This is a genomic window from Sphingobacterium sp. DR205 (genome assembly GCF_011064245.1).
Lineage (GTDB): Bacteria > Bacteroidota > Bacteroidia > Sphingobacteriales > Sphingobacteriaceae > Sphingobacterium > Sphingobacterium athyrii.
Genome location: NZ_CP049333.1, coordinates 6,717,511 through 6,743,608 on the forward strand (window position 1 = coordinate 6,717,511; position 26,098 = coordinate 6,743,608).

At 40.0% G+C, this 26,098-nt stretch carries 21 protein-coding genes and 1 riboswitch; of the genes, 9 read left to right on the forward strand and 12 right to left on the reverse strand.

Annotated features, from left to right (window positions below):
* Window positions 1-10: 10 nt before the first annotated feature.
* From G6053_RS28285 to G6053_RS28295, 3 genes are all read right to left on the reverse strand, one after another.
* Entirely contained in the window at window positions 11-772 is a 762-nt protein-coding gene (locus tag G6053_RS28285; RefSeq protein ID WP_165309262.1) for a porin family protein, read from the reverse strand.
* Entirely contained in the window at window positions 772-1,968 is a 1,197-nt protein-coding gene (locus G6053_RS28290; RefSeq protein ID WP_241254875.1) for a PCMD domain-containing protein, read from the reverse strand. The genes G6053_RS28285 and G6053_RS28290 overlap by 1 nt, the downstream gene beginning before the upstream one ends.
* Window positions 1,969-2,114: 146 nt before the next feature.
* Entirely contained in the window at window positions 2,115-2,477 is a 363-nt protein-coding gene (locus G6053_RS28295) for an MmcQ/YjbR family DNA-binding protein (RefSeq protein ID WP_108634808.1), read from the reverse strand.
* A 180-nt stretch (window positions 2,478-2,657) separates the two neighbouring features.
* Between G6053_RS28295 and G6053_RS28300 the strand changes: the two genes are divergently transcribed.
* A complete protein-coding gene (locus G6053_RS28300) occupies window positions 2,658-3,356 on the forward strand; it encodes an ankyrin repeat domain-containing protein (RefSeq protein ID WP_165309263.1) in 699 nt (232 codons plus the stop codon).
* 79 nt (window positions 3,357-3,435) lie between these two features.
* On the opposite strand, the gene G6053_RS28305 is transcribed toward G6053_RS28300, so the two are convergent.
* Window positions 3,436-3,990: a thioredoxin family protein gene (locus G6053_RS28305; protein ID WP_165309264.1), complete on the reverse strand. Its 555-nt coding sequence runs from the start codon at window positions 3,988-3,990 to the stop codon at window positions 3,436-3,438.
* Between the two features lie 138 nt (window positions 3,991-4,128).
* Here G6053_RS28305 and G6053_RS28310 point away from each other — a divergent pair, with 138 nt between their 5' ends.
* From G6053_RS28310 to dnaK, 3 genes are all read left to right on the forward strand, one after another.
* Window positions 4,129-6,813, forward strand: coding sequence for a TonB-dependent receptor (locus G6053_RS28310; RefSeq protein WP_165309265.1), 2,685 nt, complete (start codon window positions 4,129-4,131; stop codon window positions 6,811-6,813).
* Entirely contained in the window at window positions 6,806-7,690 is an 885-nt protein-coding gene (locus G6053_RS28315; protein ID WP_165309266.1) for a GLPGLI family protein, read from the forward strand. The genes G6053_RS28310 and G6053_RS28315 overlap by 8 nt, the downstream gene beginning before the upstream one ends.
* 131 nt (window positions 7,691-7,821) lie before the next feature.
* A complete protein-coding gene (gene dnaK, locus G6053_RS28320) occupies window positions 7,822-9,729 on the forward strand; it encodes a molecular chaperone DnaK (protein ID WP_108634803.1) in 1,908 nt (635 codons plus the stop codon).
* A 144-nt stretch (window positions 9,730-9,873) separates the two neighbouring features.
* Here the strand turns inward: dnaK and G6053_RS28325 are convergent, their stop codons facing one another.
* The 3 genes from G6053_RS28325 to G6053_RS28335 all read right to left on the reverse strand — a co-directional run bounded on the left by G6053_RS28325 (window position 9,874) and on the right by G6053_RS28335 (window position 13,308).
* Window positions 9,874-10,551, reverse strand: a complete 678-nt coding sequence (locus G6053_RS28325) for a TIGR02117 family protein (RefSeq protein ID WP_165309267.1) — start codon at window positions 10,549-10,551, stop codon at window positions 9,874-9,876.
* A gap of 170 nt (window positions 10,552-10,721) precedes the next feature.
* Window positions 10,722-11,633: a sugar phosphate nucleotidyltransferase gene (locus G6053_RS28330; protein ID WP_165309268.1), complete on the reverse strand. Its 912-nt coding sequence runs from the start codon at window positions 11,631-11,633 to the stop codon at window positions 10,722-10,724.
* Between the two features lie 133 nt (window positions 11,634-11,766).
* Entirely contained in the window at window positions 11,767-13,308 is a 1,542-nt protein-coding gene (locus G6053_RS28335) for a helicase HerA-like domain-containing protein (RefSeq protein WP_165309269.1), read from the reverse strand.
* Window positions 13,309-13,477: 169 nt separating this feature from the next.
* On the opposite strand from G6053_RS28335, the gene G6053_RS28340 reads away from it, so the two are divergent.
* From G6053_RS28340 to G6053_RS28360, 5 genes are all read left to right on the forward strand, one after another.
* Window positions 13,478-13,813, forward strand: a complete 336-nt coding sequence (locus G6053_RS28340; RefSeq protein ID WP_223581658.1) for a hypothetical protein — start codon at window positions 13,478-13,480, stop codon at window positions 13,811-13,813.
* 181 nt (window positions 13,814-13,994) lie between these two features.
* Window positions 13,995-15,530 (forward strand): SulP family inorganic anion transporter, encoded by a 1,536-nt coding sequence (locus G6053_RS28345; RefSeq protein WP_108634798.1) that lies wholly within the window; start codon window positions 13,995-13,997, stop codon window positions 15,528-15,530.
* 79 nt (window positions 15,531-15,609) lie between these two features.
* The gene (locus G6053_RS28350) at window positions 15,610-16,257 is read left to right on the forward strand and encodes a carbonic anhydrase (RefSeq protein ID WP_108634797.1); all 648 of its coding nucleotides are present in this window, start codon (window positions 15,610-15,612) and stop codon (window positions 16,255-16,257) included.
* A gap of 171 nt (window positions 16,258-16,428) precedes the next feature.
* Entirely contained in the window at window positions 16,429-18,099 is a 1,671-nt protein-coding gene (locus G6053_RS28355; RefSeq protein ID WP_206531834.1) for a glutamine--tRNA ligase/YqeY domain fusion protein, read from the forward strand.
* 272 nt (window positions 18,100-18,371) lie between these two features.
* Window positions 18,372-19,031 (forward strand): OmpW family outer membrane protein, encoded by a 660-nt coding sequence (locus G6053_RS28360; RefSeq protein ID WP_165309270.1) that lies wholly within the window; start codon window positions 18,372-18,374, stop codon window positions 19,029-19,031.
* 66 nt (window positions 19,032-19,097) lie between these two features.
* On the opposite strand, the gene G6053_RS28365 is transcribed toward G6053_RS28360, so the two are convergent.
* The 5 genes from G6053_RS28365 to G6053_RS28385 all read right to left on the reverse strand — a co-directional run bounded on the left by G6053_RS28365 (window position 19,098) and on the right by G6053_RS28385 (window position 26,052).
* A complete protein-coding gene (locus G6053_RS28365) occupies window positions 19,098-22,127 on the reverse strand; it encodes a DUF2723 domain-containing protein (RefSeq protein ID WP_108634794.1) in 3,030 nt (1,009 codons plus the stop codon).
* A gap of 304 nt (window positions 22,128-22,431) precedes the next feature.
* Window positions 22,432-23,388, reverse strand: a complete 957-nt coding sequence (metF, locus tag G6053_RS28370; RefSeq protein WP_108634793.1) for a methylenetetrahydrofolate reductase [NAD(P)H] — start codon at window positions 23,386-23,388, stop codon at window positions 22,432-22,434.
* A 71-nt stretch (window positions 23,389-23,459) separates the two neighbouring features.
* Window positions 23,460-23,562, reverse strand: a riboswitch (SAM riboswitch).
* 101 nt (window positions 23,563-23,663) lie between these two features.
* Window positions 23,664-24,515, reverse strand: a complete 852-nt coding sequence (locus tag G6053_RS28375) for a hypothetical protein (RefSeq protein ID WP_181390576.1) — start codon at window positions 24,513-24,515, stop codon at window positions 23,664-23,666.
* Window positions 24,516-24,776: 261 nt separating this feature from the next.
* Window positions 24,777-25,301: a ribosome maturation factor RimM gene (rimM, locus tag G6053_RS28380; RefSeq protein WP_108634791.1), complete on the reverse strand. Its 525-nt coding sequence runs from the start codon at window positions 25,299-25,301 to the stop codon at window positions 24,777-24,779.
* A 229-nt stretch (window positions 25,302-25,530) separates the two neighbouring features.
* Window positions 25,531-26,052 (reverse strand): 30S ribosomal protein S16, encoded by a 522-nt coding sequence (locus G6053_RS28385; RefSeq protein ID WP_108634790.1) that lies wholly within the window; start codon window positions 26,050-26,052, stop codon window positions 25,531-25,533.
* Between the last annotated feature and the right edge of the window lie 46 nt (window positions 26,053-26,098).

Here is a 26,098-nt window from a genome sequence, read left to right on the forward strand (position 1 = left end):
TTATAATAAATTATTTCAATCTATAACCGACTCCTACGTTCATAAAGATATTGTGTAATCCAAAACTGATACTTTCAAAACCAGTCTTCATAATATTATTGAAACCATAGTCAAGTTGAGCAAGTGCAAAAAATTTACCATTGACCTTATATTGAGTGCCCAAGCTTAGTCCAATATCAATATTACGTACACTTTCTTTAAAATCATAATCGGCATTGTCGACAATAATCTTGTCACCAGTAGGTTGTTCATGCCGTAGATAGCCATTATAAGCTTCTCCGTAGAACTCCTTTTTTACAGCAAAAGAAATATATGGGCCAGCTTGGACATTCCAACGGTTTGAAAGCTGGTAGGTTGCCTGAATAGGTACAGAAAGATAAAGATTATGTACTTTAGTGGTTATATCCCCTGTGTAATACCCTCTCAATTCATCTTTTGAATCATTAACGGCATTAAAGGTTGTTTTATATCCCTTTACTGCCGCTTTAGTATCCATTCCTTTGCCCTCAAAAGTAAGGCCTAGTGCAACTCCCCATTTGGAATCAATATGATAATTCGCTTTAGCACCCACAAAAAATGGAACGTTGGGGCTGTAACTTTTAATCTTCCGAATTTCTCTCGGCAAGGATAAAGGAGCTGCTCCTCCGATCTTGGTACCCAACATGACCTGAACATCTAATTTACCATCCCTACTATCTATTTCCTGAGCTTTAATAAAAACTGGAATAGAAGCCATTACGGCTAATAAAACTATATATATGCTAATTTTCATTATTTCTTCGTTACAATTTTGAGATCATCCACGATCAACTTACTACCAACAGCACCGATAAAATTATCACCATATTTACTTGACGACATCACTATAGCAATACTGTAATCCAAATTGGTAACATCAGATTCGACTACCGAACCCGAGTATTTAAACGGTAAAACAAACTTTACAAAGCCATTATCTCCCGTTGCTCCTCCATTTTCAAGTCGGGCGATAGCAATGATGCTCGGGTCATTCAAAATATTATGCCCTGTCAAATAGGATACTCTTTTTTTAGGATCTGGTTCAGAGGCCATTAATTTTTTTCGATTATAGAAAACCGCATAAATATCACATGAATCCTTCATATTAACAGGTTTTAAATTTTCATCTGTTACATTCGCTCCCGGAGCATATTTATAATACCCTTCTAAAGCCAAAGGAATCTGATTGAAAGGAAGACCAAATTGCGTTGCAGACAGTGGGTCTGTCAATACGGGACCTGTATCGAATGATCCTATAAATAGATTCCCTGCTGCGATTGGTTTTTTAAACATTGCGCCAAAAGATCCGGTGAGTTTTGTTTCTAATAAGGCTGCTTTCGCTCCAGAATGAGCATCTGTAGTGGTCTTCGTCGGATAGGATTCTGGCTCTTTCACTCCACCTCCAAAACTCAACGTAAGTGAGAAACTTGGATTTCCCGAACCCCAGTTATAAAAGTCCTGGCCATCTATTTTATTAAAGAAAATGATATATTTCTCATCTTTGTCAATTGAAACATCTTCAAATCCGTATTCTGTAGGGACAAAACCGCCATCTGTTTTAACAAGTTTAATGAGGTAATTCTTTGCAAACTGCTTATCTTGTGAAATAACTTTGTAATATACTCCGCTCTTCAATAATTGATCTATTATGACTTTATTAACATCCTTTTCACCAGCCGGCATTTCCAAAGAATCTTGCAATAGTTCAATAGAAGCACCCGGAGTTAAATCAAACTTCATATCCAACTTTGCAAGGTTGTGAATACCTGGCTGAAGGTAAATAGTTACCTGATTATTCGTAATTACCGGATTTAATAGAAAAATATCTTCCTCTGCACGAACCCCAACAATATCAGCTTCCATATTCAGAGCCTCCTCTTTTATGCAACTCCCCAGACTAAAAAGTAGCATAAAACAAATTACCCAAGGGTAAATTCGTCTTTGTTTCATAAAAAATAGTATTAGTGTAAATATATTCCCAATGCTGTTGACAATGCATTGAAATGAGCACAAAGCTACCGATCTAACCTCCAAAAAAAGACATTTCAATCACCTTTTCTTTCTAGGCAACCAATTCTTTACACTGCAACAGGCAGTTAAGCGTCTTTGATTTCCTGTTTGACTTTAGCAGGCAAGCTCTCAACAATCAGATTATAGCTATGTGTAATAAGTTCTTCCAATGCACCGTCATTCAATTCCTGATTTGCAATCACAGTGTTCCAGTGCTTTTTGTTCATGTGATAACCGGGTAGTACTGTCTGATCATACCGTTCTCTGAGTTCAACGGCTTTCTCCGGATCACATTTCACATTGAATCGTAACCCGTCGATCTGATCCAGCCCCACCAATAAAAATATCTTGCCGCCCACCTTAAATACCAAGGTATCTGGACCAAACGGTGTCTCCTCTGCCACCGGACCAATGGAAAGGCAATAATCTCTTAACTCTTCAATATTCATATTTTCTTAGTTTGATTTAACTCATTCGCAACCATCAATGCTCTTATTTACGTATAAATTTGACAATAATCAATATAAATTTAACAAAACAACAGCTCAGATTTGTGATTAAATTTGTAATAGGTCAAATTACGTAAAGAATCTAAGCGGACTAAAAAAGATCATTAACACAGCTAGCAGATGAAAAAATTATATATCAGGATAATTCTACTCACCATTATATCTATATCGACACTCCCGATACAATGTAAAAGTATAGACAATACAAATCAAGACAATATGACTCAGGACAACATCGTCGAAGCCGTTTCCAAGGGACAGCATACTATAGCAAAAAAACTATTGGAAGCTGGCGCCGATGCAAACCAAAAAGGCAATGATTCCAAGCCGTTATTATTAGTTGCAACAGAAAAGAAAGATCTTGCCATGGCAAAGTTACTTCTTGAGCATGGCGCAAACGTCAACCTTCAGGACAATAGTTTAAATAGCTCCTTCCTATATGCTGGGGCTTCGGGGTATACCGAACTGGTTAAACTTTACCTTGATCATGGTGCAGACTTCAAGGTCTTCAATCGGTATAACGGCACTGCACTTATTCCTGCCTGTGAACGCGGCCATGTGGAAACCGTTAGGTTACTTGCCCATACAAAAGGCTTTCCCGTCGACCACATCAATAGATTGGGTTGGACTGGATTATTGGAAGCAATCATACTTGGAGATGGCAGTCAAAAATATGTGGATATTGTCCAAATATTACTCGACGCAAATAGTGATAAAAACATCGCCGACCATGAAGGTATAACCCCAGTTGAGCATGCAAGAAAAAAAGGATTTAATAAAATTGTTGCCTTACTGGAAGCGAAAGGCAACGGAAAATAAAAAAGGAGAATCACATCTATTAGATGTGGTTCTCCCTGGACTAAGTATTTCGGTATCGCTTTTTATTGACACCTATCTTCTATTTTTGTAAAAGCGTCTGAATTTCTTTTTGGATCGCCGTTCCTTTGTCGGCATTGTACCATTTTTGAATCTCTTCTTTAATATCCGAGAAATCTTTTCCTTGCTCTTTTAAGTTTAAGAATAGATCTTGACAGTCTTTTGGTCGCGGACCCCAGACCGCCAAATCTACGCCATCCTGATTTCGAATCACCAAAATTGGGATAGACTTCCCCCCATTGGTTAGATACGAATCTATCAAAAAGGGTGCACTGTCGCGCAATTGGATATCGACCGTAATATTGGGATTTTGGGCAGCCATCTTAGCAAGCATTGGTACAGAATGCGCAGCATCGCCACACCAAGGTTCGGTAATAATGATCCATTGTTGTTTTTCCGAAATCGTGTTGACAAACCGCTGAAACGCCTCGCTTGGCTCAAAACGTTTTAACCAACGCCCCATTCTTGTCCAGTTCATTTTGGTGTACTGATAGTATTCGTCATCCTGATATGTCGGGTGATTTTCAGGATGATTCAATATATCTTTGAATTGTTGCAAATAATTTTCAAACGTCATAAAATCAATTTTGTGCAAAGGTAATTTTTAGATCCAACTTTCTCAAAAATTCTGTATACCAAAGATTTTACATTCCCCGATGAGATTTCACACTTATTAACAATTAACTAAATTATCTTTGGCAGATACAACCAGTAAATGAAAAGATTAATTCAATTATTTCTATTATTTTTCATAATCAGCACCGCTTATTCCCAAACGAGTATCAAGGGGAAAATTTTAGATAAAGCTGACAATAAGCCTTTAACTAATGCCTCGGTCATCCTATTGAACAGGGACTCCGTGCTCCGTTATTTTAACAGAGCCAATGAAGAAGGGAAATTTCAGATCAAAAACATTAAACCCGGGAGTTATATCATTCTGGCTACTTATCCCAAATTTGAACTTTATAGCGACACCATCGACATCAAAGATAAGGACATTGATCTCAGCGACATTAAAATCAATTCGCAAAGAAATGTACTGGAGGAAGTTATTATTACACGTCGATTACCCATAACGCTTAAAGGGGACACAATAGAATATGATGCGGCAAGTTTCGCAACCGAGAAAAATGCAAAACTCGAAGATCTTTTTCGAAGATTGCCAGGTTTCACGGTCTCCGGTGACGGGAATATCACAGCGCAGGGCAAAACGGTACAGAAAGTCTTTATTGATGGCGAAGAGTTTTTTGGCTATGACCCTAAAATTGCCATCCGGAATGTCCGCGCCGATGCGGTGGACAAAGTGCAATTGTATGAGAAAAAATCAGAAGAGGCCGAACTTTCAGGCATAGATGACGGTGTTCGGATTCAGACAGTCAATGTCGTGTTGAAAGAAAAGGCCAGAAAAGGTATCTTTGGAAGTACGGAGGTTTTAGGCGGAACAAAAGAGCTCTACGCCGGAAACTTATTTGCAGCTAAATTCAACCAAACTGAACGGATTGGCATCACCGCCAATCACAATAACATGGGAAGTTCCAATAGCCGTGAAGGCTCTTTGCGGATGAACAACCAGATTACGGGCCAACCGCTAAACACCTCCTTGGGGGCGAACTATGAAAATCAGTTTCTCAAAAAAGCATTAAAGGTAAATGCCAATTATAATTACAATAACAGCAGCAACAAAAATCAGTCGGAAGATTACAACAAGAACATCCTCCCAGACAACTCGATTTTAGAACGAAACAGCAAAAATTACAACGAAAATAGTGCAAGAAGCAATGGTGTCAGATCCAATCTCTCCATGCGACTAGATTCAACCCAAAATATAGAACTTCAAGCCAACGGAAACTGGTCGAATAATTTCAGTTTTAGTCAGTCAGAAAGTTTCACCACAGATGCTGCAAGAGATTCAGTTAGCTCTTTCAAGGAAAAAAATGAATCAAATACTTCGAGCCAAAGCAATAATTTTCGCCTGAATTATAGAAAAAGACTCAAAGCCGGCAGCTCATTGAATCTAATGGTCGGGAATAGCTTTAATGAATCTGAATCCTACAGCAAGGTAAATTCCAAGACTATTCTTTATAAAAGCAGCGATACGACGGATATTAACCAAAATCGACGGATTAACAATAATGGTAATAACTTTTCTACCTCATTAAATTTCAACAATCGAATCAATGACGCCATGAATCTGGCGCTAGGCTACAGCTTCAATCAGTCAAAGAACACAAGCTTCCAGGAATCAAAAGATAGTCTAACGAATAAGGTAGATCCATTATACTCTAAAAATCAGATCGACAATAATACCAACCAGGGAGTCAATGTTCATCTGTCTTATCGGAAAGATAAATTTGAGGTTAATTTCTCCAACCGAACATTTTACAAAAATCAAAAGCTAAGCGATAGTGACCGGGATATAAACCTTTCAAGGAATTTCTGGGACAACAATCTAAACGTTGATGCCAATTACCGGATTTCAAACAGTAAAAATATCCGACTGGCCTACCAGAGCTCGAATATCATTCCTTCGTTCGATCAGTTACAGCCACTGCAACCTCAAACAAATCCTTTGTTTCAACAGATCGGTAATCCGGACCTCAAACGGGCTGTCAATAATAACATCTCGGCAAATTATAATGCTTTCAGCTTATTAAAGGGAACCAACATTAACGTGAACGGAAATTTCTCATTTGTCAATAACCCAATTGTCAATAAGACAACAGTTATGGAGAATTCGGCCCAGATCAGTAGCTATGAAAATTTATCCGGCAAATCGAACTGGAATGGCGGATTGAACATCAATCACATGCAACCATTGGCCAACCGTCGCATTAACTTCAATAAAAGTGCAAACATCAGATATAACAATAGTTATAGCTACACTAAATTTGAAAACGGCCAATCCCAAGGTGAGTTTCTCCTGAACAATTCAAAAAACACCTCTTTCGGTCTCGGGTCGAGTTTAAATGAGCAAGATTCAGAAGGATTTGATTTTGACCTCTCAGTGAATGCAGGGCTCAATGCACAACAAAATTCTATAAACACACAATATAACGCAACTAATTTTGAAGGTGGGGCTTCGGGATATATCAAATATTTTCTACCGAAGAAATTTAACATCATGACAAACATTTACTATAGCTATACCGGGCCTACTAAACTGTACAAGAAATCTATTAATCAATTTTATACCAACCTGGAACTGGAGAAAAAGGTATTGAAGGATGAGAGTCTGACAGTCAGCCTGAAAGCCTTTGACCTCTTCAATACATTTAACAATACACGTCGGAATGGCAGTGATACCAATTACTCGGAATCCACCCAACAGGTATTGACACAGTATTTTTTAGTTGGTGTCAAATGGGATTTTAATAAATATTTAGGAAAAAGCAATGATTAAAACATATTTGGCCATTATTATATCCTGTCTCACCGGATTATCTCTCCAGGCACAATACGCCTATTTTGGCAATAGGGGGACCATTAGTTTTGACAAGGTGACGTATACAAAAGCCCGCATGCGACAAATGTCCAATGACATGAGCTCAAAAATGATGGATCGGGGCATGGGTTTTATGGAGCACCTCGATAAGATGCCGGAATCGCATACGGATCGAATGAACCTATACTTTGATGAGAATGCTACCGTGCTTATGCCCGAAGAGAGCACAAGTACCGAAAAGCAGAATGGAGAAGGCAAAATGCGGGCTCCAAATGTTACTGCAAATGGCAGAGGCGGTAGAAATCAAGGGGGGGCACGAGGCGGAGGAGGCGGAAACCAACGCGGTATGCTCAGAGGCGGAGCCAATAAAAATGGTAAAGTACTTTACCAGGATTTAAAAGCCGGAACAGCCGACATTCAATTGAATATCGATGAGAAATATTTACTTTCCGAAACCTTGGACAGCATCACCTGGCGCTTTACCGAGGAATTTCGCAATATCGCCGGCATCAACTGCCGAAGGGTAAATGGGGCTACAAAAGACTCCCTTTATCTGATCGCCTACTATGCCGAGGAAATACCGGTCTCTGCAGGTCCTGCCCTGAGCCATGGTCTTCCGGGCATGATATTGGGGCTGGTCATACCAGAGATGCACATCCAATACTGGGCAACAAATATCGCTTATACCAATAATCTGGTCCCCACAGATTGGCGGGACAAAAAATCAAAGCAGATGAAATTGGAGGAATTTTCGGCGCTCTTTGGCAGATATATGCCACGCAACCGGCAAAATGAGTCAGCAAAAAAACGGATCTTGGAGCAACTTGTCTATTGAAAATGTCAGTTTGGCAGTACCTAAGGACAAATTGATGACAAATAGTGATTTTTTTACAAAACATTCGGATTGGCATAAGGGTTGATAATAGAGTGATAGAATTTATTAAGTAAAAAATTAAAATACAAGATATGTCTAAAATTATAGGAATTGACTTAGGTACTACAAACTCATGTGTTGCCGTAATGGAAGGTAACGAGCCTGTAGTAATTACGAACAACGAAGGTAAGCGTACCACTCCTTCCATTGTAGCTTTCGTAGAAGGTGGCGAACGTAAAGTGGGTGATCCAGCTAAACGTCAAGCAATTACTAATCCGCATAAAACTATTTATTCTATTAAACGTTTTATGGGACTTTCATATGATGAGGCAGTAAAAGAAGCTGAACATGTACCTTATAACATCGTTAAAGGTGACAATAATACACCACGCGTAGAAATTGACGACCGTAAATATACTCCACAAGAAATCTCTGCAATGATTCTTCAAAAAATGAAGAAAACTGCTGAAGACTTCTTAGGTCAAGAAGTAACTGAGGCTGTCATCACAGTACCTGCATACTTCAACGATGCACAACGTCAAGCAACAAAAGAAGCCGGTGAAATCGCTGGTTTATCGGTTAAACGTATCATCAACGAACCTACTGCCGCTGCTTTGGCTTACGGGTTGGATAAAGCGCACAAAGACATGAAGATCGTTGTGTTTGACTGTGGTGGTGGTACACATGACGTTTCCGTATTGGAATTAGGTGATGGTGTCTTTGAAGTAAAATCTACTGACGGTGATACTCACTTAGGTGGTGATGACTTCGATAACGTGATCATCAACTGGTTGAATGAAGAATTCAAAAATGAAAACAATGGCTTTGACTTGAAAAAAGACCCAATGGCATTGCAACGTTTGAAAGAAGCTGCTGAAAAAGCGAAAATTGAATTATCAAGTGCAACTTCTACTGAAATCAACTTACCATACATTACTGCAGATGCAACTGGTCCAAAACACTTAGTTCGTACATTATCACGTGCTAAATTTGAGGCTTTGGCAGCTGACTTGATCAAGAGAACAATTGCGCCTTGCGAGTCTGCATTGAAAAATGCTGGTTTCAGCAAATCAGATATCGACGAAATTATCTTAGTAGGTGGTTCTACGCGTATCCCAGCAATTGTTGACGCTGTGAAAGCTTTCTTCGGAAAAGAGCCTTCTAAAGGTGTAAACCCTGACGAAGTTGTTGCTTTAGGTGCTGCAATCCAAGGTGGTGTTTTGACTGGTGAAGTAAAAGATGTATTATTATTGGATGTTACTCCACTTTCATTGGGTATTGAGACAATGGGTGGTGTGATGACTAAATTGATCGAAGCAAATACAACTATCCCGACTAAAAAATCGGAAACATTCTCGACAGCTTCAGACAATCAACCATCTGTGGAAATCCACATCTTACAGGGTGAGCGTCCAATGGCAAGCCAAAACCGTACAATCGGTCGTTTCCATTTGAATGATATTCCACCTGCACCTCGTGGAGTGCCTCAAATTGAAGTTACTTTTGACATTGATGCCAACGGTATCATCAAAGTGTCAGCAAAAGATAAAGCAACTGGTAAAGAGCAAAACATTCGTATTGAAGCATCTTCAGGTTTATCTGATGACGAAATCAAACGCATGAAAGAAGAAGCTGAAGCAAATGCTGATGCCGATAAAAAAATGAAAGAAGAAGCTGACAAAGTAAATGCAGCTGACGCCCTGATCTTCTCAACTGAAAAACAATTGAAAGAATATGGTGACAAAATTTCAGCAGATAAAAAAGCACCTATCGAAGCTGGCTTAACAAAATTAAAAGCGGCATATGAAGCGAAAAACTTCGCCGATATTGATGCAGCTTCTGAAGAATTGCAAAATGCTTGGAATGCGGCTTCTGAAGAGATGTACGCAGCTTCTCAAGGCGGTGCACAACAACCTCAAGGAGATGCTGGTCAAGCACAAGGCGGAAGCCAACAAGGTGGTGATGACGTAACTGACGTAGATTACGAAGAAGTGAAATAATCACTCCTCCTGATAAATAAAAAGCTCCGAGCCTGTATAAGCTCGGAGCTTTTTTTGTTGTAAAACCCGCCACCTCGAGCTTTACATTTCGAAAAGAAAAAGTTTTATCATCTATTTTTAGGTATCAACCTTAACAGACGGTTGCTATTTACGATAGTGGCTCAATATGCCCTTGTCCAATGTCGCCCATATCCCCGCTGGCATATCCGCTTTTTTCAAGGCATAGTTTGTCCAGGTATTACAAGAGTAAAACATGCTATAAGCACCTTTAGCTTCATAAAAGGCATCTGCATCATCGTATTGCGCATCTGTCTCGACCAAGATAGGCTTCCCCTCACGCAGGTCCAAAGAATCATAGATATACTTCACCAGTGCACGATATTGCTTTTCGTTTATTTTATATCCAAAGCACAAATCGTCTTCTTCGATAGTGTTATAATAGGTTACATGCATAGCGGACTCTCCCAGACCAAAAGCAGCTACAAAAGCCGTGGATGCCTTAAGATCTTTCCATTCTGGTGTGTCCAAATAAAACCCCTTATCCCCCCAACCTATACCCATATACCGATAGTCCGTTTTTTTACCGACTGTATTGGCATAAGGAAACACGTTGGACCAATCCAGCTCTTTCATGACAATCGGCAACACAATATCCGTATGTACACCGTTGGATTTGACAAACACCTGAATGGTCTGATCTGAAGAGATCTCTTTAGATGAAGCGGAGAGTCGCGACAGACAATACTCTGCAACAATATATAAAACACAAAATCCTATAATTCCTAAAATAATATATCCTAACACCTTACCTATTTTTTTCATTTAAATAATTCCCTTTTTTATCATAATCCAACATGTGGGTCTAATCTTGGCTACTCCAGTGTTTCCATTTCCTACAACACGACTACCATTCGCAACATTTGCTCGATTAGGCACAAAAAAACCTGCATTGTTGCCAATACAGGTGAAAGATAAGCTATTTCTGCTAGCTCTTAAAATAACTTCTCCGGATAAACACCATCCGCAACCAATTTAGAAATTGATTCCTGCACGATAGGTTTATCTTCTTTATAAGTCACTCCAAACCATTTTGATGAAGTTGGGATCACTTTAAAATCGGCCAGTTTATGTTTCACCATATAATCTGGAACCGAAGGGATAAAGAACTCCGCCTTTAAATTCTCTTTGTTTTCCTCAACAAAAGCCGGGAACATCGCTTGCGCGACTTCGAATATTTTTGGTGTAAAGCCCCAAAAGTTCATCGAAACGCGCGTCTGTGGGTCCAAATCGTGTTCAACGCCATTTTCCTCATAAACAATTTTACGATCATCGCCCTCGCCTTTGTAATAGATGTTGGTACGCTCGGTAACACTTTCCATATGTCCAGAAGCACTAACTTCGCAGACACCGCGAGATACATACCCGTAATCAGACATTGTATTACCCACTTGAAAGCCCATCAATGACATCTGTTGATCTGATACCTCTGTCGTTAAAAACTTGGCCATTTTGTCGAAAGAATCCGAACCATAGAAATCGTCTGCATTGATCACACAGAATGGTTCATTCACCTTATCCTTCGCGCTCATGACAGCATGTGCCGTGCCCCAAGGTTTCGTTCTTTCAATGACGTGATTCACGCCAAATTTCGTTAAATCAAAATCTTGAAAAGCGTAGTCTACTTCTATTTTACCTTCCAATTTTTTATCAAAAACGTCTTTCATCTTCTCCAGAAATTCTTCCCGGATAATGAATACCACTTTTCCAAATCCTGCGCGAATGGCATCATAGATTGAATAGTCAATAATTGTCTCGCCGTGTGGGCCAAAACCATCTACTTGTTTTAAAGAACCATACCGGCTAGCCATTCCTGCTGCCAAAATCAAAAGGGTTGGTTTACTCATATTTAAATTGTGTTAATAGAACTTCTTTTCGTCCGCAAACTTAGCTAAAATTGCCCTTAAAAGCAAATGTAGCTAAGTGCCAAACAGTTGTTAAAAATAGCTTATCGGAACGAAAATTATTAAAAAATTAGTGTTATTTCTTCTTTAAGAATGCGTTCAATAGCCCTGTTGCCAATTTACCCAAAAGCTTGACCCCTTCTCGTGCAAGTGTCGTTGTCGCGGTACGCTGCGCGGCTTCCAACGGTGTTTGCCTTCTTGATGTTGGCCTGTCGGCTTTGGCGGCTTCTTTCTCCGCTGCTGCGCGCTGTTCCTCCTGTTGCACGACCTCCATTTTCTCATCGATCATCTCAGCCGCCGAACGATTTTCCTGTCTTTCCTGATATTTTACCTTCAGGTCTGACTGATTAATAATCTGATTGATTGTCGCATCGTCTGCGGGGCCCATCACAGCACGGGCAGGTACCAGATGAGTCGCCACCACTTCCGTAGGAATCCCCTTATCATTCAGCACAGTAATTAAGGCCTGGCCTGTACCCAAAGAAGTCAAAATCTGATCAATCTCGTAAAAGTCTGATTTAGGATAGGTTTTGACTGTTTTTTTTAGATTTTCGGCATCATTGGGTGTAAAGGCCCGCAAAGCGTGTTGTACCCGGTTTCCCAATTGCGCCAATACGGATTCCGGAACATCTGTCGGAGACTGTGTACAGAAAAACACACCGATCCCCTTGGAGCGGATAAGACGAATAATCTGATCAACTTGCGTTAAAAAGGCTTTGGAAGCTCCGTTGAAAAGAAGGTGCGCCTCATCAAAGAAAAACACCAATTTCGGCTTATCCAGGTCCCCTACTTCGGGCATATTCTTAAACAGCTGGGCGAGCAAGCTCAATAAAAAAGTCGAATAAAGCACTGGCTGATCCTGTACATCAGAAATATTTAGCAAACTGATAATACCCTTGCCGTCAACTTTCTGAAATAAGTCATTGATATCAAATTCCTTCTCACCAAAGATATGAGCAAGTCCCTGTTGTTCCAAAGCGACGATCTTACGCAAGATAGTCCCCGAACTTGCTGAACTGATCTTCCCATAATCGTTCTTGATCTCTTCGCTTCCGGGACCGTCAGCGAGATAAGTTAACAATTTCTTGGTATCGGTAAAGTCTATCAATGGCATCTGATGATCCTGTGCGTACTTAAACATGGCCGCCAAAACGCCGGTCTGTGTTTCATTCAGCTCCAGGATCCGGCCCAACAAGACCGGTCCAAAATCACCTATCGTAATTCGCATCGGAATTCCTTTGTGCCCCGACAGCGAATACAATTCTACCGGAAAACTTGCCGGTTCAAAGGGTAGCCCTACCGCATTTCCACGATCCAATAAAGCTTGATTGGTAACACCGGGGACGGCAAGACCAGAAAGATCGCCTTTTACATCCAGCATAAATACAGGCACGGAGGCATCCGATAACTGCTCAGCAATCAGCTGGAGCGTCCGCGTTTTCCCTGTTCCTGTGGCACCGGCGATCAGTCCATGGCGATTCATCATTTTCAGCGCCAGATTGACCTTTGCTTCGGCTAAAATTTCACCATTCAAAATACCAGCTCCCAAATATATAAAAGCCCCCTTGGGGTTATAAGAAGCTTGAACCTTCTCGATAAATTGTTCTTTATTTGCCATAGAAAAGGCTTAATATTTATAATACATAACACTATTGAAAATTTTCCAAAAAATAATCTTTTCGTCACAATTTCGTGCCAAATTTCATTTTTTATGTACTTTTAATTTGAAATTAACATAGAATTGCTATTTTTACCATGTAAAACAATATCATTAAAGGTACTAAAAAATGTTAAATAAGAGATTTAGATTTGTGGCAGCATTCTTATGTGCGATCATCTTTTTCACAAAGATGGCCATCTCTATATCGCCTATTTTTTCCAATAGTTTAGACCAAAACACGATCCTTCAAATTGTTTTACAAATAGAAATCGAGAACAACAATGGCGCAAGCACAGACACGCTTGAGACTGCCTCAAAATTTTTCAATACAAAAACTGACGAACCCATTGTATTCGAAACAATCATTGTTGAGAACCAAGGAAAACAAAAGAATTACCTAAAAAACGAGAAAAGCATTTTAGCTTTCCATCCTACGGTTCCAACGCCGCCTCCTAACTGTTAATAAATACATCCTTATGGGATGTATTCAAATTATCCACATACTGAACCCCAGTATGCGGCTTCTTATTGATTTTTCCTGATAATGCCAATGCAAAAAGCATCGAGTGCCCTTCAATCGGTACCCATTGCTATAGCAATAGGCTGCTTCGAGAAAATTTATTATACAGATAAACACAAATTTTATGTTTGGAACTCGTACGTCGGCTTTTCTGAAACTTTCGAAAAGAGACTTAAAATATGATTTCCCTGCTAGTGTTGTGGTGTTTTTGGTGGCACTTCCATTATGTTTGGGAATTGCAATGGCCTCAGGTGCGCCATTGTTTGCAGGATTATTGACTGGTGTAATTGGTGGAATCGTTGTTGCTTCAATCAGTAAATCACCACTCAGTGTAAGTGGACCGGCTGCAGGTCTCACAGTTATTGTTCTAGGTGCAATTCAGAGCTTGGGCGCTTATGAAACCTTCCTCCTTGCGGTTGTCATCGCAGGTGTGGTCCAGGTGATCCTTGGTATTCTAAAGGCGGGTATGATCGGAAATTATTTCCCTTCCGCCGTTATTGTTGGTATGTTGGCCGCTATCGGTATTACCATTATTATGAAACAAATCCCTTTGGCATTGGGATTAATTGAAACACACGCTTTTGAATTGGACAATGGACATGGTATAGGAGCATATTTTGACACCGTTGTCTCAGCTATCAATTTTGGCGCATTGATTATCTGTGCCCTATCCTTAGCGATCTTAATCTTTTGGCCATCGATTCCTAAATTGAATAAGGTACCGGCACCATTGGTTGTTGTGATCGTTGGCGTAGGCTTAGCCTATCTTTTTCAGGGATCTTCCTTTCAGCTACTTGACAAACAGTTTGTTCTTGTTCCAATTGTAGGCTCATTTGCTGAATTTACAGGCCTGTTCACTTTACCTGATTTCACACAGATTGTCAACAAGGATGTTTGGATAGCTGCATTTACCATTGCGATCATCGCCAGTCTCGAAACATTATTGAGCATTGAAGCTGTCGACAAGATTGATCCCTATAAACGTAATACGCCGACTAACCGTGAATTAGTCGCACAAGGAATCGGGAATATGACCAGTGGACTTTTGGGCGGTTTGCCATTGACCTCTGTTATTGTACGCTCATCAGCCAATGTCAATGCGGGCGGAAAAACAAGACAATCAGCCATTATGCATGGTATCTGGCTACTTGTTGCCATGTTGGCTATTCCGACTATGTTAAATATGATTCCTTTGGCATGTCTTGCAGCCATTCTATTGCACACAGGCTATAAATTGGCTAAGCCGAGTCTATTTTCTTCAATGTATCGAAAAGGGTTGGATCAATTCATTCCATTTTTCGTGACTATTGTAGCTATTGTAATGACAGATCTATTAATGGGTGTTGGGATCGGAATCGTTGTGGCTACATTCTATATCCTACGGGCAAATATGAAAAATGCCTTTAAGTATAAGATCGAAAAAGACAACGAAGAAGATAAGGCGGTGATCACATTAGCGGAGGAAGTGTCATTTCTGAATAAGGTCCCTATCCAACAGAAACTGTATAGTTTGCCAAAATCAGTAAGTAAGATCCGTATCGATGGGACATTCAGTAAATTTATCGACAAGGACGTGATTGAAGTCATCAAGGACTTCGAACAGAACGCAAAAAGTAAAGGCAAGGAAATCGAGCTTTTACAGGTCGTATATAAAAAATAAAGTTGTTTCAAATAAACAATAGATTTAGAAATTTGTATTAATATAAAATTGAAAAAACGCCTTTGGGCAAATAGAGAATATGGAAAATAAAGATTTAAAAATAGGATTTGACAATATTATTAAAGGGAACAAAGAGTGGATGGATTTCGTAAAAAATGATACTACAGGACGTTTCCAACAACTTGCAAAAGGTCAAAATCCCGAAATTCTTTGGATTGGTTGTGCAGACAGCCGTGTACCGGCCAATGAATTGACTGGTACAAAACCCGGGGAGGTCTTTGTACACCGTAACATTGCCAATATGGTCATCCACTCAGATATGAGTTTATTGAGCGTACTGGATTATGCCGTCAACGTGTTAAAAGTAAAACATGTTATCGTAGCTGGACACTATGGCTGTGGTGGTGTGGCCGCATCTTTAAGCCGCAATCAATACGGTATCATTGATAACTGGCTTGGCCACATCAAAGATGTATACCGCTTGCATAGCGAAGAGATTGATGGTATCGAAGAGAATGAAAAGAAAGTAGACCGTTTAGTTGAACTCAATGTCAAAGAACAGGTTTTTAATCTTTGTTCTACTTCCATCATCCAAAATGCATGGAAAAATGGCCAGGCACTTGCCGTGCATGGTATGGTAATCAATATCGGAACAGGTCAATTGATTGATCAAAGTTGTACATTTACAAGCAATGAATCCCTTGGAAAGGTATTCGCTTTCAAATAGTAACAAATCGGTAAAAAGGGACGGATCTTCGTCCCTTTTTTATTTCAGATCATCGCTGCGCCAGCAGTCGCGACTATAGCGGGTATTTTTCGATTGATTACCTGCTCAGACTAAGCTGAATATCTATCATATCCTAGCTAATATCTCGCTTCTAATAATTAACTTTGTATTATGAGTGAAGAAAAATCATTAAATTTTATCGAGGAAATTGTCGAAGAAGATCTTCGTACAGGAAAACATGGCGGACGTGTATTGACACGTTTTCCTCCTGAACCAAATGGTTACCTCCACATTGGTCACGCCAAATCCATCTGTTTAAATTTTGGATTGGCACAGCAGTATAATGGCAAGACTAATCTACGTTTTGATGACACTAATCCTGTCACTGAGGATACCGAGTATGTTGAAGGCATCAAAAAAGATATTCAATGGCTAGGATTCCAGTGGGCAGAAGAATTATATACTTCAGATTATTTTGAAACACTTTACGGCTATGCTGTAGAACTTATAAAAAAAGGACTTGCTTACGTGGACGATAGCACTGCGGAAGAAATTGCGGCAGCAAAAGGTACCCCGACAGAACCGGGTATTCCAACGCCGTACCGCGACCGGTCCATAACAGAAAATCTGGACTTATTCGCAGATATGCGAGCAGGAAAATATAAAGATGGTGAGAAAGTACTCCGTGCAAAAATAGATTTGGCGAGTCCAAATATGCACCTACGCGATCCATTGTTGTACCGCATCAAACATGCCCACCATCATCGGACGGGAAATCAATGGTGCATCTACCCAATGTATGATTTTGCCCACGGCCAATCGGATTCCATTGAGAAAATCACGCATTCGATCTGTACATTGGAATTTATTCCGCATCGCCCACTCTACGATTGGTGTATTGAAAAGCTGGAAATTTTTCCTTCCAAGCAATATGAATTTGCACGCTTAAACATGACATATACAGTCATGAGCAAACGTAAACTATTGCAATTGGTCAATGATAAGTTTGTGGAAAGCTGGGATGATCCCCGTATGCCAACAATCTCTGGCTTGAGAAGAAGAGGATATACTCCCGCGAGTATTCGTAACTTCTGCGATAAGATCGGCGTTCAAAAGCGTGAAAATATGATTGACGTCAGTCTATTGGAATTCTGCATCCGTGAGGATCTCAACAAAACCGCCTGGCGTAGAATGGCTGTTCTCGATCCGATTAAATTAGTGATCACAAACTATCCAGATGGTCAAGTAGAAGATTTAGTCGGTGAAAATAACCCCGAAGTTGAAGGTGGCGAAGGCCACAGGATCATACCTTTCTCCAAAGAACTATGGATAGAGCGCGAAGATTTTATGGAAGATGCTCCAAAAAAATTCTTCCGTCTTGGTCCTGGGCTTTCAGTTCGTCTAAAACACGCTTATATCGTTACCTGTAACGATTTCGTCAAAGATGAAAATGGAAAGGTAACAGAAGTACATTGTACTTACGTCCCTAATTCTAAATCCGGTGAGGATACTTCCGGACTAAAAGTAAAAGGAACAATCCATTGGATTTCTGTTCCGCATGCAAAGGAAGCCGAAGTAAGATTGTACGACAGGTTGTTCAATGATGAAAATCCAGCTGCAGCTGAAAATTTCAAAGAATCTATCAACCCAGCAAGTTTACATGTGGTAGAACGTGCCTATATCGAGCCGGACTTAGCGAACGCCACTCCTGGTAAAGGTTATCAATTTATACGTTTAGGTTACTTTACGTTAGACACACATTCGACTCCAGCACATCTGGTCTTTAACCGTACAGTGACGTTGAAAGATTCCTGGGGAAAAGAAGTAAAGAAAAATGGTTAAGTAAACCAAACAATAAAAAGCAAAGGGTCGGAAACAATTCCGACCCTTTGCTTTTTATATCATAAAACAACCTACCACCCAAATCTGCCCTCCCTCTTTCTAAACATACACAGACAACACCGCTTGTCCACATTTAGAAGAACAGCAAATGATAAAGGTACATCTTTTCTGCCAAGCTGTAAATTATTTCATTCAGTTTTTAACTTGATTATCGTCATTCACGCAATGCCCTAAAACAAATAGTTTTACAGCAAACAAATACCATTAACGATATGAAAAAGTTACTAATTCTTGCACTTACACTCGGTACTTTAAATTTACAGGCACAGAACAGTCCTGAGCAACGCTGGCAGATGCGTCTTAGAGGAGTCGCGGTAATGCCCAACGAATCGGCCAATATCAGTACTATTGGTGGCGACATTGCGATCAACACAAAATTTATCCCAGAACTAGATTTCACTTATTTCTTTACCAAAAATATCGCAGCGGAGCTGATTTTAGGAACAAGCAAACACAAGGTCAATACCGTTGGCTCCAACTTAAGTGCCATTGGAGGTAACACCTCCGCAAACGTAGATTTAGGTAGTGTATGGCTCCTGCCTCCGACCTTGACAGCGCAATATCATTTTCTTCCGGATGGAGACCTCAGGCCCTATGTAGGTGCAGGGATAAACTATACAATTTTCTATAGTGCAAATGAGGGCCCCACGGTAAAAAACGTAAAGTATGATAATGCGTTTGGATTTGCCACACAACTCGGTATTGATGTCAAGCTTTCAGAAAAATATTTTCTGAATTTGGATGCTAAGTATATTCTCTTGAAGACGGATGTTCAAGTGGATGCGTCCAACTTGGCTCCGAACTTATCAATACCGGCGAAAGTTGATATCAACCCCTTTCTTTTGGGGATCGGATTCGGCATGAAGTTCTAGTATTTCTTTAAACTCCCTATATAAAATGAGGCACCTTCTGATCGTTCAAAAGGTGCCTCTGAATTGCTACTCAATACCATACCATTGCTGATACTGCTTTCTCAACCCCTCGACACGCGCCAGTCGTTTGCTATCTTTGGCTGCCAATAAGATATCTCGATAACGATCTACTGAGTCCAATGCCGTCTGCATATCGCTCCATTCAAAGCCTAGATTTTTTTTATCTAATACCAATTGGTGTAAATAGTCCATATTTTGTGAAACATAGTCCAAGTTTCTGTCTACGATATTTCCGGCCAGGTGTCCTTGTCCAGAACGGTATAAGCTGTCAATGATATCCGCATAGTTAATCGCATCCGACATCGCATATACACGATCCGGCAATTGGTCATATGCTTTCTTAGCAACTTTACCTGCCTGCTTTACCTGCCCTTTTTCTAACAGCAACCGGGCCGTCTTTCCAAAAATATCCCGAGCGTACATACTGGAAAAGCGAAAGGAGTCCGTATCCAAATAGGTTGCATTTTTGACATTTCCCCAATGATATTTATGCATGATATTATCATATAGTGCTTCGACGTTGACCAAAGCAGGTATTTCCTCAGCATTCGTTTGCTGTTCACTGGTGGCAGCGACCGGCATCAGCCTTGAAGCAAATCCTTCATTGACAAGATATTTATCCAGCCCTAGCTTAATATCACCGGGCAGCATATTTGAAAAATAGATCGGCCGATCCCAATGATTATTTTCAAGAAGGGAAAGCAAAGTCAAATCTGATCGACTTAAGTGATCCCCGGGGATTTCCCATTCCATTGTTGAAACGACCGCCTCGTGAAAATAAGCTGGTACGGCATTCTTTTTCAAGATCTCGGCTTTGTTAATAGCCAATTTAACCTTCTTAGTCGGAAAATAATTCTCCAGATTTCCCGAATTCAGCTGTACTTTATAATCTGGATTATCAGAAGTAACAAATTGCAATAATTGTTGGATGTCAACTGCAGCATTCAACTGTCGATCAACGAAAGGGATATAATCCCGAATACCCTTTTTTGTTTTTTCTGCAGGTATCGTTATTGGAAGTCCCGCAGCCTGATAAGTTGGTTTCTTAACCTGCTGCATGTACCAATCACCCGTTAAGTAACTCAGTACAACTATTCTTACGTCGGGACGAACACCTTCAACCTCCTGCAAATACCATAACGGAAAGGTATCATGATCGCCATAGGTAAACAAAATCGCATTCGGCGCACAGGTTTCAAGGTAATTGCGCGCAACATCCCGCGCCAGGGATTTTTCGGAACGATTATGATCATCCCAGTTCTGATGTACCAGAATAATCGGTCCTCCCAAAAGTGCAAAAGATACCCCTGTAGCTAAGGCATAACGGGTATGAAGGAAACGCTTAAAAAAGCGCACCAATGCTATTGCGCCAAGTCCGATCCAAATAGCAAAAGCGTAAAAGGATCCCGCATAAGCATAATCACGTTCACGGGGTTGTAATGGTGTCTGGTTGAGATACACGACAATCGCTATACCCGTAAAGACGAATAACAATGTTAACACCAAAGTGTAGGGCTTATTGTGTTTGTATAACCAAATCGCTCCTGCTATACCCAATAATAAGGGAAGGAAAAAATACGTATTTCGGCTGGGATCATTTTGCTGTGATTCCGAAAGGTCATATTGTCCGCCAAGACGCCAATTGTCCAATGGTTTCAATCCTGAAAGCCAATTCCCATCGGTATATGTTCCATAACCCTGTTTATCATTCTGTCTTCCAGCAAAATTCCATAAGAAATAACGTGCATACATTTCGCCCAATTGAAAATGAAAGAAAAACTTAAAGTTATCGGAGAATTGCGGCTTTTCACCGTCTTTTAACTTGAGATAACTTCTATAGTAAGCTTGATGATTTGCATCCTGGCTATAAATACGGGGAAAAAATGTTTCTCGATCAAAATCATACTTATCCACCTGGGTAAATGCCGTGTAATTGGACTCATCTTTCCGATAACTGGTTTTATTTTCTATGTCCACAGCTTTCGAATCGTAGTAAGGTCCTTTCACCAAAGGTTCCCGTGTGTATTGTTCCCGTCCTAAGTAACCCAAAAACGAAAAGACATTATCTGGTGCATTATTATTGAGGGATGGATTCGCTATACCACGGATCAATACCATGGTATAGGAACTATAGCCAAACAGAATAAAACAAAATACCAATAAGGCTGTGTTTAATGTATACTTCCGGTTTCTATGCGAATAAAAAAGACCATATACAATGACGCCACCGATAAGTACGCACAAGAACAGAATTCCAGACCCAAACCCCAGTCCGAGTGAATTCACAAATAACAGGTCTATTTTGGAAGCAAAACCTACCAACCACTGAATGACACCCCAAAGAATTGCTGCCAAAACCAACAAGCCTAATAAAAATGCCGTTAAAACACCTTTCAGATTAATTTGCGAAGTCCTTTTAAAATAGACCACCATGGCTATGGCTGGAATAGCCAACAGATTCAATAGGTGCACTCCGATCGAAAGTCCCATGACAAAAGCAATAAAAATCAACCAGCGGTCGCTTCCATGCTGATCTGCCCGCGCTTCCCATTTGAAAATTGCCCAGAAAACCACTGCCGTACAAAGCGAGGACATCGCGTACACTTCAGATTCCACAGCGGAATACCAAAATGTATCACTGAAGCTGAAAGCCATTGCCCCGACTGTCCCTGCAGCGAAAAGCTGTAGGTAGTAGGAGAAAGTAGGCTGCTGTGGCTTCTTCAAAATTTTCTTGGCTATAGCAGTGATTGTCCAAAACAGAAATACTACTGTCAAACCACTACAGATCGCCGAACCAATATTCATCCAGTAGGCTATCTTTCCGACGTTACCGAGTGCGAGATTGGAAAAAACATTCTGAATAAGCAAAAATAAAGGTGCGCCGGGCTGATGCGCCACCTCAAGTTTGTAGGCACAGGCAATAAATTCACCACAGTCCCACCAGCTTACGGTCTTTTCAACGGTAGCAATGTAGACAAGCGTGGCAATAAGGCCACAGGTCAAACCGAATAGATTATTTAATTTATTGTACGTCATAAGGTCAACTGGTATAAATCTTTATTCCTTTTAGTACTTTAAATTAAACAGTTATCTCGATTTAAAAATGTTAATTAACACTATTTAACATCATGATTTAATAAAAATATTTTTCTGAGGATGCTGCTTCTATAATGAAAAGAGAAATACAGTTTTTTAAAGGGAAGTGATGCCAACCTTCGCCCGCTATGCACGACAGGCGACAATCGGATGGACAGAAATTCGTTTCACAGAGACATAGACGTATTTCTACTATAGTTTTAATAAAAAAGCGAGGGACTCTTCCCTCGCTCTATTTATATTTTTAGACTAATTTTTCAACAATCTTTTTGGTTGGACCGGGATTACTCATGGTATAAAAATGCAACACTGGCGCACCAAATTTGATCAGTTCCTGACATTGTTGTACAAGCCATTCTTCACCTACTTGCCTTACATCGGCATTGGTTTTACATGATGCAACTGCATCACTCAATTCCTCCGGAATATCCAAATGGAAAATTCGTGGCAATGTGACCAACTGTTTTTTTGTCGTCAAAGGTTTGAGCCCCGGAATAATAGGCACATGAATTCCGTTGTCACGGCATTTGGTCACAAATTCCTTGTATTTTTCTACATTAAAGAACATCTGCGTCACGATAAATTCCGCCCCCATATCGACTTTTTGTTTCAGGTATTTAAAGTCCGTATTGAAATTAGGTGATTCAAAATGTTTCTCCGGATATCCGGCAACTCCGATACAAAAATCAGTTTTTTCAGATGTAATAATATCTTCGTGGAGATACTTCCCCTTATTCATATCCGCGACCTGCTCCAATAGATCCGTAGCAAAAGCGTGACCACCTTCAGTTGGAATAAAATCAGCATCTCCTTTACGCGCATCACCTCGCAGCACCAACACATTGTCGATACCCAAGAAATTCAGGTCAATCAAAGCATTTTCTGTTTCCTCTTTGGTAAAGCCACCACATATCAGATGCGGCACTGCATCTACCTTATACTTATTCATGATAGCAGCACATATCGCCACTGTTCCCGGTCGTTTGCGATAGGATACTCGCTCCAATAACCCGCTAGCATGTTCCTTATAGATGTAATCTTCACGATGATAAGTTACATCTATAAAAGGTGGTTTAAATTCCATCAGCTCATCCATTGTTTTAAAAATACTTTGGATGCCCTGTCCCTTTGCAGGAGGCAATAGCTCAAAAGAAAACAATGTTTTTCCTTTAGCATTCTGGATATGATCGGTAATCTTCATTAAAAAACTGTTTTAAGTTTGGGTTGGCTTACATCGAAACGCACAAGTCGAGGATATGTCTATCTGCATGTAACTTATCTTTCCCACATGGAGCAGGGTAGAATTTAGCACCTTGAACAATACAGGTTGCTAAGGCTTCACTGGGTCTAGTCCCTCGGCCTTTCTCTATAAGCGTTGCTAATATCGTTTTAAAAAACCAAACAACAAAAATATTTTTCGAAAATCTATAAATTACATCGATAAAGCTGTCTTGCTCCCGGCTTTATCGATGTAATTTATCCCAAAGTTGATAGTGAGTTACGTAAATTCTTCAAATAAAATGTAATTAATAGCAACCCCGTCACACTATACTTCTCCTTTTGTCCATACTTAAATCCAGCTAGCAAATATTTATAGGCGACCATTGCATTTTCCTCATTGTAAAACAACTCCTTCCACGAGACAGGAACATCTTTCCATTCCTTTAATACAATTCCATTTTGGGCATAGGTAATCGGCGACTCAACTCCGTCTATCTTGTAATCATTATGAACGCCAGAATTAGAAATGTGCTGAAAATAGGCAATCGAATAATCTAAAAAATTCAATGCACGGCTCTTTATCTCTTGGTCATTCTCAGCTCTTGTTGGAATATTACGCCAAAGATTGATTCCGCTATCAAATTTACTGGGCTGCTCCCGAATGGGTGTCTTGTCCAATTCGAAATTGATGTACAGTCGCTCGGTATTTGGCAAATGAGCGGAATTAAACGCAGAGAAATCACCTTTCAACTGCACAAAATCCTTTTTCATCCGGATAATATCCAAGGATAGTTTTCCCTTTGTAGCATCTATAAGCTCAAGCTTACTCCCGTTAAATGCATATTTACCATACAACAGGATATCGTCTATGGCGAGGACAAAATGTTCTTTATCCTGAAGGGAAAGAAAGGAACGATAATAAAGCGGGTGATCACAACGGGCATCAGGCTCAACATTTAGCGGATTATCGGCTTTAGCCTTTAAATAAACCTCATTGGTATAACCGCAGATAACCTGGTAATTTCCGTCAGGGAACTCCTTATCCCTTCCCAGAAAAACGCAGGAGGACAAAAATAGCGTTAAAATAAGGATCAATAATGGTCTCAAAACGATCATTTAATATGGTCAATATATTGATTATTTAGTACCAATATACTCAAAATCCCCCAAAGTAAGATATACCAGATCATTTCAACAAGTGAATTCCGCCAATAAAATCAAATACTTTTGTGACCTTAACCCAATGAAACAAAAGCAGGTTCAAAACTTCGCTTACGAATTTGAACCTGCTTTGTTAATATTTACACGAATCAAGCAATACGCTTAAATCCCGATCTGGACAACGGATTTAAGCTAAGATCGCCTCTCTTATTCTTTATAGAGATCAACTAGCCCTTCAGGCAATGTAACTTCAATAATCTCTTCTTCGCCATCTATTCCTAAGATTAAATCATCGGATAGCGGAAACATCAATTCTTTACCATTCATATCAACTGTAGCGACGAATTGCTGTGGAAATTCCTGTACATCCGTAATTTCTCCCAGTTCACCATGAGTTTCGTCGATCACCAAAAATCCAATTAAATCCGTATATCTAAAATCATCTGGATCCCGTTCTGGCATTTTATCATTGGACAGATAAACCTTTTTGCGGACAAGTGCCTGTGCCTTATCGATGTGATCGACATCTTCAAATGTCACGTAGGCCGTACTATTTTTCTGCAGTTTTATAGCATCGATAAAATAGGGCACAAGCTTTTTGTTGACCTCCAGGAAAACGACATCCATATCCAGGCTTTCGTAGTCTTCAAATTCGAAAAACAATTGTATTTCGCCTTTAAGCCCCCTCGTTTTGCTGATATAGCCTATATAAAAACTTTGATCGACAGTCATTTGGTAGTATTGCGTATTGAGATATTAGTATTGAGATGCTATTTTGATCAGCTTCGCTATATATTGAGCATCTGTTTAATTTTCATTTTTTTGAATGAAGATATAATGGTATGGCCCGTTCACTATTTTGGACCAGCGCAATCAGCATCACATCTTAACCCATAAACAAGTTTATTAAAAAAAGCCGGCTCAAGATTGAGTCGGCTTTCTCGAATACTTTATGAAAGAATTAACCTTCAGTTTCTTCTGATGCAGGAGCTTCAGTCTCTTCAGCAGCAGGTTCTTCTGCTACAGGAGCATTTTTAGCAGCTACAGCAGCAGCTTTTTCTTCTTTTTTCTTCGCCTCAGCAGCTAAAGCAGCTTTTTTAGCATCAGCTTTAGATTGCGCTAAACCATCTTTTTTACCAGAGATTCTAGCTTCGTTAGCTTCAGTCCAAGCAGTGAATTTAGCTTCAGCAGCAGTTTCATCAAAAGCACCTTTTTTCACACCACCTTGTAAGTGTTTTTTGTAAAGAACACCTTTGTAAGAAAGGATAGCACGAGCTGTGTCAGTAGGTTGAGCACCTTTATTCATCCAATCCAACGCTTTTTCGAAATCCAAAACGATAGTTGCAGGATTTGTGTTTGGGTTGTAAGAACCAATACGTTCGATGAATTTACCATCACGTGGAGCGCGAGAATCCGCTACGACTACGTGGTAAAAAGGACGTCCTTTTTTACCATGTCTTTGCAATCTGATTTTAGTTGCCATTTCTTAATTTTATTTTATGTATTCAACATATCCCCCGAGCTTCATA